The organism is Streptomyces sp. NPDC002004, from assembly GCF_053593975.1.
In genome coordinates, this window is record NZ_JBSFDP010000003.1 from 517,065 (window position 1) to 527,629 (window position 10,565).

The window sequence follows — 10,565 nt, forward strand, 5'->3', positions numbered from 1 at the left end:
CGGGTGGTCCCGGTGGTCCGGGCGCTCCGCAGCCGCCCGGTGCTCCGGGTGTTCCCGGCACGCCGCCCGGAGGGGGTGTGCACCAGGCCGCGACCATGCTCGCCGGGCCCGCGCAGGCCGGCCCCGGTGTGCCTCCGCCGCCGCAGGCGCCGGGCACGCCCGGTATGCCGCCGGGTGCGCCGGGTCCCGTTCCCGGTATGGCTCCGGGTGCCCCGGGGCCCGTCCCCGGCATGCCGCCCGGTGCCCCCGCCGCGTACGGATATCCGCAGCAGCCCAGCGGTCAGCCGACCGTCGGCCCCGGCTACCAGGCGGTGCTGCGCTACCGCGCCGCCGACGGCTCCGAGCAGCAGCTCATCCGCCGCTCGGCGCCCGGTACACCGCACCCCGAGTGGCAGATCTTCCACGAGCTGCGGGCCATGAACATCCCGGCGGACCAGGTCCTCGAACTCCATACGGAGCTCGAGTCCTGCGGGCTGCCCGGTGCGTACTGCGCGCGGATGATCCGTGAGCAGTGGCCGCAGGCGCGGATCACGAGCATCGCGCCGTACGGCCAGGACCATGCGTCCCGTCAGCAGGGCATGCAGCAACTCCTCGCGCACCAGGGGGAGTTGCACCAGGTGGCGGACGGTCCCGCGCGTCCCGCGCCGGTGCGCGCTCCGCTGCCGCAGGTGCAGCCCGTGCCGCCGCTGCCGCCTCAGGGTGTGGCGCAGGAGCTGTCCGCGGCCTTCGGTCCGGGTGTGTTCCGGTTCGACCAGCGTGCGGTGTCCCGCCAGGGCGTGCCGGAGGTCGTGGCGCACATCCTGATGGTGGCGGGGTTGCCGGTCGACATCGGCCCGTTCTTCTGGGCGCAGGCCCAGCCGGGCCGTCCGGTGCCGACGCTCGCCGAGCTGGCGCAGGAGCGGGGCGTGCAGCCCGCGTCGGACGCGGGCTCGTACCTGGTCATGGGCAGCGACTTCGGCCGGGCGATCTGCGTCCAGTACGGCACGGCCAACATCGTGGCCGTGCCGGTGGAGGCGGGCCCGGGCGGCGCCCCGGTGCCGCCGCAGTTCGTGAACACGGGTCTGCCCGAGTTCGTGCGCTGTCTGGCCCTGCTCGGCCGGATGTGGCGGCTGCGGTTCGGGCTGAACCAGGAGCAGGCGGGCCGCTGGACCGTCGACTTCCAGGCCCAGTTGGCCTCGCTCGACCCGGCGGCGCTCGGCTCGCCGGAGAGCTGGTGGTCGGTGCTCCTCGAGCAGATGTGGGACGGCCTGCTGTAGCGGACGCCGACGGCGAACCCGCATGTGAGGCGCCCGGCCCGGCGATGGGCCGGGCGCCTCGTGCGTCCGGGCTCCGGTCTCCGAGGTGACGGACCCCTCTAGGGTTTGGGTCCGGAGTGTCGCGTTACGTCCGTTTCCTCTTGATCCATCAAGATGTGCGACGTGAGCAGTGCATCGGCATCACCCCATGGCTTCAGGGCCGTACGAGGCCGCGGCTACCGTCCGGAACGCGTGGACCCCTATGTCTCCGCGCTGGCGCGGGACCGTGACGAGGCGTGGGAACGCGCGACACGGCTGACCGCGCAGGCCAGACGGATGGCGGGGGAGGCGGAACGCCTGCGGGAGACCGCGACACGGCTGGCCCCCCAGACGTACGAGGTACTCGGCGAGCGCGCCCGGCAGGTCCTCGCGCTGGCCGAGGAGGAGGCCACGGCCCTGTGGGTCGCCGCCCGGGACGAGGCGCAGCGGACCGACGAGGAGGCCGCGGCCGCGGGGCGCGCGCTGCGTGACGCGGCGCGGGAGTACGCCGACGAGCTGCGCGCCGAGGCCGGGGAGTGGGCACGGCGCAGGGTGCTCTCGGAGCAGGCCGTCGCGGACGGGATCCGCGCCGGTGCGCAGCACGACGCGGAGGACTGGCGTGGCGAGGCGCAGGCCGCGCTGGGCGACATGGGCCGGCGGACCGCCGCGATGCTCCACGACCAGGAGAAGGAGCGCGCGGAGCGCTGGACCGCAGAGGAGCGGGCGATCGCCGGACGTGCGGCCGAGCTCGACGCGGTGTGCGCACAGCGCGTGGCGGCCGCCGAGGAGGGGCTTTCGGCGGCGAAGCAGGCGTTCGCCCAGGTGGAGGAGGAGGCGCGGCACGAGCAGTCCGAGGCCGACGAGTTGGGCGCCGAGCTGGTGGCGGAGGCGCGGATGCGCGCGGAACGGATCGGCCGCGAGACCGAGCGGGTGCTGCGCGAGCACGGCGACCGGTGGGACGTGGTCCGGGCCCAGATGGACCACGTCCGAGCAAGCCTGGCCGCGCTCACCGGAAGGCTGCCCGCGGACGACGGCCCCCCGGAGCCGAGGTCCCCTGCGGACGACGCCCCGTGAGCCGGGGCGGACGGGTCGCACGCCCCGGACCGGGGCAACGGGCAACAGGCAACAGTCAATGGGACGCTCGGCGGAGTCCGTCTGCGTGACGGTGTCGTGCGCCGCCCCGGCGGAGGCGCACGACACCCTCCGGGCCGGGGCGGCCGCCTGGGACGCCCCCGGGCCGGGGCGTCGCCGGATCCGACCGCGCGGTGGCTCCCGCCGCCCGTGGCCCGGCGGTCGGCGCACGCCGAGTCGGACCTCGGCCGGCAGGGCCCGGCCGTGTGCCCCCGTCAGCGGCTGCGCAGCGTCCCTGCCAGGATCCACCCCTCCACGGCCTCGTACTGTCGCCGCTGTTCCTCGGCCTCCGCCCGGCCGGAGGCCAGCGTGCCCAGCCACCCCAGCGCGAAGCCCAGGGGGATGGTGACCAGCCCGGTCGTGGTGAACGGGAACCAGTTGAAGTCGGCGTCGGGGAAGGCGGAGACCGGGGAGCCGGAGACGAGGTTGGTGCCGGGCATCAGGACGAGCACGGAGAGCGTGCCGCCGATGAGCGTCCACAGCAGCCCCCGCCGCGTGAACCGGCGCCAGAACAGGCTGTAGACCAGCGCGGGCGCCAGCGCGGACGCGCCGATGCAGAAGGAGAGCGTGACCAGCGGCTGGAGACTGCGGTGCTGGACGAGCGTGGCCAGCAGGATCGCCGGCACCCCGACGCCCAGCGCCGAGACCCGCGCGAGCGTCATCTCCTTGTGCTCGGAGACCTGTTCGGGCCCGGTCCGCGTCCGCCGCACCCCGTGGGCGAAGACGTCGTGCGCGAGGGAGTTGGCGCAGGCCAGGATCATTCCGGCGACGGACGCCAGCAGCGTCAGGAAGATCGCGGTGGTCACGGTCGTGAAGAGCAGCGTCTCGCCCACGGACGCGCCGGTGCCGAACGCGGCCCGCGACCCCAGCAGATACGCCGTGTTGCCCTGCGGGTCGGCCGCCGTGATGACCTGCCGCCCCACGAGGGCCGCGGCCCCGAAGCCGACGACCCCGATGATCAGTACGAACAGGGCGACCAGGGACACGGCCCAGGACAGGGAGCGCCGTACCTGGCGGGCGCTGCGCGCCGTGTACATGCGCATGGTGATGTGCGGCAGACAGGCCCCGCCGAGCACCACCGTGAGCTCCGAAGTGATCATGTCGATACGGGGGCTGGCCCCGCCCGCGAACTGGAGCCCGGAGTGCAGGTACGCCGAGCCCGCTCCGCTGCCCTGCGCGGCAGCGCTGAGCAGTGTCCCGGGGTCCCAGTCGAAGCGGCGCAGCAGCAGGAACGCGACCACCGCGCCCGAACCGAGCAGCATCACGATCTTCAGGATCTGGATGAGGGCGGTGCCCTTCATGCCGCCGATCGCCGCATAACTGATCATCAGGGCGCCGAGCGCGACGATGCAGCCGGTCTTCAGGCCGTCGCCGTTGAAGCCCAGGATGAAGGCGAGCAGGTCGCCGGCGCCGGAGAGCTGCACGAGCATCAGGGGCAGCAGCGCGGTGAGCGTCGCCGCGCACGCGGCCATGCGGACCGCGCGCCCCGGCATCCGCCGCGCGAGGGCGTCGCCCATGGTGAACCGGCCCGCGTTGCGCAGGGGTTCGGCCAGCAGGAACATCAGCAGCATCAGGGACAGTGCCGTACTGAGGGCCAGGACCACGCCGTCGTATCCCGCCAGCGCGATCACGCCGCCGGTGCCGAGGACGGTCGCCGCCGAGATGTAGTCGCCCGCGATCGCCAGGCCGTTGCGCATCGGGGAGAGGGAGCCGTAGCCCGTGTAGAACTCGTCGAGGTCGTCACGGTCGGGCCCGGTCATCACGCACAGCAGCAGCGTGATGGTGGCGACCGCGGTGAAGGCCACCAGGGACATGGCCTGCGCCCGGTCGCTGAATCCGCTGAACACGGTCATCGCGCTTCCTCCCACCGGGCGCCGTTGCTCTCCCGCTTGGCGTCGATCTCGGCCTGCTTGCGCAGCCGGTCGCAGAGCGGGTCGACACGGCGGCGCGCCGTGCGCTCGTACAGGACTATCGCCAGCCAGGTGACCGGCAGTTGGCAGACCCCGAGCAGCAGTCCGACGGACAGCCCGCCGGAGACCGTGCCGGTCATCAGGGACGGCGCGAACGCGGACAGCACCAGGAACAGCGTGAAGTAGCCGAGCGCGGTCAGGGTCGCCACGCGCCGCTGCCACCGGTAGGCGCCGCGCAGGATGCGCAGATCGCTGTGGTGGCCGAGCTGCGGGTGGCGCGGCAGGCGGCGCGGCTGCGGTTCGGGCGCGGCCTGCTGCCAGGGATACGTGGGCCAGGTCTGCGAGGACGGAGTGGGGTACGCCGGTTGGGCCGGGGCGGGCACCTGCGGGTACCGCGGGGCGTCCTGCCGGGGCGAGGGCTGTGCCCACTGCTGCTGGTGGGCCCCCGGGGAGGCTTGTGCCGGATCGTACGGGTGGGCGATGGACGGGCGGAAGCGGGGAACGTGGTGCGGCACGTCGGACATCCCGTTTCTCCTTGCGCGGTTCGGGTCCGGTGCGGGACCGCAGGGAGCAGGGGGTGGGGAGAGTGCCCGAGACGTTACTCGTAGGTACACCGGCCGCGGAAGGGCTTGAACAAACTAGTCAGTCGGTGTGCGTGCGCGGCCGGTCCGCCGGTGCGTTCGGCTCCGTCGTTCCCTCCGGCGCAGCGGCATCGGGTGCCAACGCCGCTTCACCGGCCGCCACCGTTTCGGCGGCCAAGGAGGCATCGGGTGCCACGACCGCATCGGCGGTCACCGCCGCTTCGGCCGCCTCCTCCGCGAGCGGTTCCTGTGGCAGCACCGGAAAACGCCTCGGGGCCACGAACAGCAGGACCAGCACGGCGAGTGCGGCCGCGCAGGCCGCACCGAGGTAGACCGAGTGGACGGCGGCGGCGACCGCGCGACGCAGCCGGTCCGATGCGCCGCCCGGTGCGTCGAGGGCGCGGGTCACGGCGTCCAGATCGCCGGAGCCGCCCAGGCGCCGGGACAGCACTCCGTTGGCGACGGCGCCGAACACCGCGGCGCCCACCGTCTGGCCGATCTGCCGGCAGAACAGGACGGAGGCGGTGGTGGTGCCACGCTCGGCCCAGCCGACCGTCGACTGGACGCCGACGATCAGCGGGAGTTGGAAGAGCCCGAGTGCGGCGCCGAGCAGCAGCATGATCAGTGCTGGCTGCCAGGGGCGGCCCGGATACGGCAGCAACGGGAAGGCCAGCAGGACCAGCGTGGCCGCGCCCATGCCGAGCATCGCGGTGTTGCGGAAGCCGATCCGCCGGTAGACGTGCTGGCTGAGGGCCGCCGACACCGGCCAGCTCAGCGTCATCACGGACATCACGAACCCGGCGGCGACCGGCGCGAGTCCGAGCACCGACTGGGCGTACGTCGGCAGGAAGACGGTCGGAGCGACCATCAGCAGACCCAGTGAGCCCAGCGCGAGATTCACGGCCGCGATGGTGCGGCGTCGCCACACCCAGCCGGGGATGATCGGTTCGGCGGCGCGCCGTTCCACGACGACGACGGCCGCGGCGAGCACCAGTCCCGCGCCGAACAGGGTCAGCGACGGTCCCGACAGCCAGTCCCAGGCGACCCCTCCCTGCACCAGTGCGGTCAGCAGCGCGCCGCCGCATGCGAACACGGTGAGCGCGCCCGCCCAGTCGATGCGCGGCCTGCCGGTCCGCTCGCGGTGCGGCTCGTGCAGGTACCGGACGACGAGCCACAGGGCGAGTGCGCCGACGGGGACGTTCACCAGGAAGATCCACCGCCAGTCCGCGTACGCCGCGAGCAGTCCGCCGAGCGCCGGGCCCGCGACCGCCGACGTCGCCCACACGGTGGACAACCTGGCCTGGATCCTGGGGCGTTCCTTCAGCGGGTACAGATCGGCCGCGAGGGTCTGGACGGTGCCCTGTATCGCACCGCCGCCGAGGCCCTGGACGACACGGAAGGCGATGAGCGCGGCCATGTTCCAGGCGCCGGCGCAGAGCACCGAGCCGGCGAGGAAGACGATGCTGCCCGTGATCAGCACCGGCTTGCGGCCGAAGGTGTCGGAGAGCTTCCCGTACACCGGCAGCGTGACCGTCACGGCGAGCAGATAGCCGGAGAACAGCCAGGAGAAGACGGAGAAGCCGCCGAGGTCGCCCACGATCTGCGGGACGGCCGTCGCCACGACCGTGGAGTCGAGCGCGGCGAGCGCCATGGCCAGCATGAGGGCGGCGACGACGGGGCCGCGTCGTGCGTCCTTCGCGACGGTCGGGCTCCCGCTGCCCATCGGAAATCCTTTCCCCCTGCATGTATCTGCCGCAGGACACCATCTCACCCGGCCTGCCGTTGCGGGAGGGTGGACCCCGTCTCCACCGAGGGGTGGACGACCCCTAGGGGGACCTCCTTACTAAGGCTCGGGGAGGGTTCGTACCGGCGGAGGAGGAGAGGGCGGGGGCCCGGTCCTTAGCCTGGCTTTACACACGTCGGGGGCTTCCCGGGGTGAGGGGGACTCCTGCCGGAGGTCCTCCGGGGACCGTCCCGGGGGTTTCCTGCGGGGCTGTCCCCGAGGGGGTTCCCGAAAGACGTCCTGGGGTGGGGTTTTCCCCAGGAAAAGACTGCACTGAGCATCCGCGCGCCGGGACACCCCGGGGCGACAGACTCAACGACGCATCCATCGGCCATCGTTCAGCGGGCCGGCACTCCAAAAATCAGGACATGGGAGACTTACCGTGACTACGGCTGTGACCATCCCCAGGCACGGGGGAACTGGAGGACGTACGGCCGTCGCCGCGCGGGCGCGACAGGTCGTCAAGGCCTACGGTGCCGGGGAGACCCGGGTCGTCGCGCTCGACAACGTCGACGTGGACATCATGCGTGGCCAGTTCACCGCCATCATGGGCCCGTCCGGGTCCGGCAAATCGACGCTGATGCACTGCCTCGCCGGCCTCGACACCGTCTCGTCCGGCCAGATCTTCCTGGACGAGACCGAGATCACCGGCCTGAAGGACAAGAAGCTCACCCGGCTGCGCCGGGACCGCATCGGCTTCATCTTCCAGGCGTTCAACCTGCTGCCGACGCTGAACGCGCTGGAGAACATCACGCTGCCCATGGACATCGCGGGCCGCAAGCCCGACCAGGAGTGGCTGGACCGGGTCGTCGGGACCGTCGGCCTCGCCGAGCGTCTCAAGCACCGGCCGACCCAGCTCTCCGGCGGCCAGCAGCAGCGCGTCGCCGTGGCCCGCGCCCTCGCCGCCCGCCCCGAGATCATCTTCGGTGACGAGCCGACCGGGAACCTCGACTCCCGTGCCGGCGCCGAGGTGCTCGGCTTCCTGCGCCGCTCCGTCGACGAGCTCGGCCAGACCATCGTGATGGTCACGCACGACCCGGTCGCCGCGTCGTACGCGGACCGCGTGCTGTACCTGGCCGACGGCCGGATCGTCGACGAGATGCACCGCCCGACCGCCGACGCCGTCCTGGACCGGATGAAGGACTTCGACGCCCGGGGGCGCACGTCATGACCGTGCTCCGTACCTCCCTGCGCAACTTCTTCGCGCACAAGGGGCGCATGGCGCTGTCCGCCGTGGCCGTGCTCCTGTCCGTCGCCTTCGTCTGCGGCACGCTGGTGTTCACGGACACCATGAACACGACGTTCGACAAGCTCTTCGCGGCGACCTCGTCCGATGTGACGGTCACCGCGAAGAACGCGTCGGACTCCGGTGAGACCGTCTCCGGCAACGGCAGGCCGCCGGTCATGCCCGCATCCGTGCTGGGCGAGGTGCGCAGGGTCCCGGGTGTGAAGTCGGCCGAGGGCACCGTCTTCTCGACCTCGGTGACCGTCGTGGACGCCGGCAAGAACAGCCTGTCGCCCAAGAGCGGCGCGCCGACCATCGTCGGCGGCTGGAACCGCAACGACGCCCGCACGATGAAGGTCACCTCGGGCACCGCGCCGCACGGCGCGGGCCAGGTCATGGTCGACGCGGACACCGCCGGCAAGCACCACCTGAAGCTGGGCGACGAGATAGCCGTCATCAGCGCCGTCGGCACCCACAGCGCGAAGATCTCCGGCATCGCGGACTTCACCGTCACCAACCCCGGTGCCGCGATCTTCTACCTGGACACCAGGACCGCTCAGCGGACGCTGATCGGCAGGACCGGTGTCTACACCAACGTCAACGTCACCGCCGCCTCCGGCGTCACCGACGCGCGGCTGAAGAAGCACGTCGTGGCCGAACTCGGCGGCGGCTACAAGGTGCAGACCGCCAAGGAGGTCTCGGACGCCAACTCCAAGGACATCCAGGGCTTCCTGGGCGTGATGAAGTACGCGATGCTCGGCTTCGCCGGAATCGCCTTCCTGGTCGGCATCTTCCTCATCATCAACACCTTCTCGATGCTGGTCGCCCAGCGCACCCGCGAGATCGGCCTGATGCGCGCCATCGGCTCCTCCCGCAAGCAGGTCAACCGCTCCGTGCTGGCCGAGGCGCTGCTGCTCGGCATCTTCGGCTCGGTGCTCGGCGTCGGAGCGGGCGTCGGCATCGCGGTCGGGCTGATGAAGCTCATGGGCTCCATGGGCATGCATCTGTCGACCGACGACCTGACGGTCGCCTGGACGACGCCCGTGGTCGGCGTCCTGCTGGGCGTCGTGGTCACCGTCCTGGCCGCGTACCTGCCGGCCCGCCGCGCGGGCAAGGTCTCCCCGATGGCCGCACTGCGTGACGCCGGCGCCCCGGCCGACGCCAAGGCCGGAGGGGTGCGCGCCGTGATCGGTCTGGTGCTCACCGGCGCCGGCGGCGGCGGCCTCTACCTGGCCGCGGTCGCCGACAAGGCCAAGGACGGCTCGCTCTGGCTCGGGCTCGGCGTGGTCCTCACGCTCATCGGTTTCGTCGTCATCGGACCGCTGCTTGCGGGCGGTGTGGTCCGGGTGATCAGCGTCGTGCTGCTGAGGGTCTTCGGCCCGGTCGGGCGGATGGCCGAGCGCAATGCGCTGCGCAACCCGCGCCGCACCGGAGCCACCGGCGCCGCCCTGATGATCGGCCTGGCGCTGGTCGCCTGTCTGTCGGTCGTCGGCTCGTCCATGGTGGCCTCGGCGACCGACCAGCTCGACAAGACCGTCGGCGCCGACTTCATCGTCCGCTCCGACCGGATGCAGCTGATCACCCCGGAGGCCGTCAAGGCCGTGAAGGCCGCGCCGGGCATCGACCACTTCACCGAGTACCGGCTGCTCGACGCGACGCTGACCACCCCGGACGGCAAGACGTCGAAGAAGGACATGATCAACGCGGCCGACCCGACCTATGCGCAGGACGTGCGCGCCAAGACGGTGGCCGGGAACCTCGCGGACGCCTATCGCCCCGACTCCATGTCGGTGCCCGAGGGGTTCGCCAAGAAGCACGGCATCACCAAGGGGTCGAAGGTCACCGTCGACTTCAAGGACGGTGCCACGGCCCGTCTGACGGTCCGCGCGATCACCAGCGACGACTCGGTCATCGACAAGGGCGCGAAGTACGCGTCGATCTCCACGGTGGCGAAGTACGTGCCCGCGGGCCGTATGCCGCTCGACCTGATGGTCCTCGCCTCGGCCAAGGACGGGCAGCAGCCGGCCGCGTACAAGGCGCTCAAGTCGAGGCTGCACGACTACCCGCAGTACACGGTCCGCGACCAGACCGACTACAAGAAGGCGCTGCAGGACCAGGTCGGCCAGCTGCTCAACATGGTCTACGGCCTGCTGGCCCTGGCGATCATCGTGGCGGTCCTGGGTGTGGTGAACACCCTGGCCCTGTCGGTGGTGGAGCGCACCCGCGAGATCGGCCTGATGCGCGCCATCGGCCTCTCCCGCCGCCAGCTGCGCCGCATGATCCGCCTGGAGTCGGTCGTCATCGCCCTCTTCGGAGCCCTGCTCGGTCTGGGCCTCGGCATGGGCTGGGGCGCCACCGCCCAGAAGCTCCTCGCCCTGCAGGGGCTCGGGGTCCTGGACATCCCCTGGCCGACGATCATCACGGTGTTCATCGGCTCGGCGTTCGTGGGCCTCTTCGCGGCCCTGGTCCCGGCCTTCCGTGCGGGCCGGATGAACGTCCTGGCGGCCATCGCCACGGAATAGCCGCCACCGACGGGGCCGGTCACCGCGGACGGGGGTCCGGAGGCCGGCTGCTCCTACGCGCTGCCTCGTGCCTTCTCGTATGCGGCCAGTTCCTCCGCATCGCCGACGAAGGACGGGCCACAGCCCGGCGGCAGCCGCT

The 10,565-nt window shown here is 72.1% G+C and carries 7 protein-coding genes; 4 read left to right on the plus strand and 3 right to left on the minus strand.

Annotated features, from left to right (window positions below; all coding sequences use genetic code 11):
- Together ACWCP6_RS08315 and ACWCP6_RS08320 are read left to right on the plus strand one after the other, a co-directional pair.
- Positions 1–1,256, plus strand: a 1,256-nt coding sequence (locus ACWCP6_RS08315) for an SUKH-4 family immunity protein (protein ID WP_450931566.1), incomplete at its 5' end; no start/stop codon positions are given.
- 162 nt (positions 1,257–1,418) lie between these two features.
- Positions 1,419–2,348, plus strand: coding sequence for a cellulose-binding protein (locus tag ACWCP6_RS08320; protein WP_450931567.1), 930 nt, complete (start codon positions 1,419–1,421; stop codon positions 2,346–2,348).
- A 272-nt stretch (positions 2,349–2,620) separates the two neighbouring features.
- Here ACWCP6_RS08320 and ACWCP6_RS08325 read toward each other — a convergent pair whose 3' ends face one another.
- From ACWCP6_RS08325 to ACWCP6_RS08335, 3 genes are all read right to left on the minus strand, one after another.
- Positions 2,621–4,258 carry a sodium/solute symporter gene (locus ACWCP6_RS08325; RefSeq protein WP_450931568.1) on the minus strand — a complete coding sequence of 546 codons (1,638 nt, stop codon included), beginning with the start codon at positions 4,256–4,258 and terminating at the stop codon, positions 2,621–2,623.
- Positions 4,255–4,698, minus strand: coding sequence for a DUF485 domain-containing protein (locus ACWCP6_RS08330; RefSeq protein WP_450931591.1), 444 nt, complete (start codon positions 4,696–4,698; stop codon positions 4,255–4,257). Before ACWCP6_RS08330 ends, ACWCP6_RS08325 begins: the two co-directional genes overlap by 4 nt.
- Positions 4,699–4,957: 259 nt before the next feature.
- Positions 4,958–6,619: an MFS transporter gene (locus tag ACWCP6_RS08335; protein WP_450931569.1), complete on the minus strand. Its 1,662-nt coding sequence runs from the start codon at positions 6,617–6,619 to the stop codon at positions 4,958–4,960.
- A gap of 442 nt (positions 6,620–7,061) precedes the next feature.
- Here ACWCP6_RS08335 and ACWCP6_RS08340 point away from each other — a divergent pair, with 442 nt between their 5' ends.
- Together ACWCP6_RS08340 and ACWCP6_RS08345 are read left to right on the plus strand one after the other, a co-directional pair.
- On the plus strand, positions 7,062–7,850 hold the full coding sequence (locus ACWCP6_RS08340; protein WP_450931570.1) for an ABC transporter ATP-binding protein: 789 nt from the start codon (positions 7,062–7,064) through the stop codon (positions 7,848–7,850).
- Positions 7,847–10,426 carry an ABC transporter permease gene (locus ACWCP6_RS08345; RefSeq protein ID WP_450931571.1) on the plus strand — a complete coding sequence of 860 codons (2,580 nt, stop codon included), beginning with the start codon at positions 7,847–7,849 and terminating at the stop codon, positions 10,424–10,426. Before ACWCP6_RS08340 ends, ACWCP6_RS08345 begins: the two co-directional genes overlap by 4 nt.
- Positions 10,427–10,565 lie beyond the last annotated feature (139 nt).

What these genes read in the sequence shown, in the direction of transcription:
- ACWCP6_RS08335 (WP_450931569.1), bottom strand. Translation starts at nt 6,619, where the DNA reads ATGGGCAGCGGGAGCCCGACCGTCGCGAAGGACGCACGACGCGGCCCC.
- ACWCP6_RS08345 (WP_450931571.1), top strand. Translation starts at nt 7,847, where the DNA reads ATGACCGTGCTCCGTACCTCCCTGCGCAACTTCTTCGCGCACAAGGGG.
- ACWCP6_RS08325 (WP_450931568.1), bottom strand. Translation starts at nt 4,258, where the DNA reads ATGACCGTGTTCAGCGGATTCAGCGACCGGGCGCAGGCCATGTCCCTG.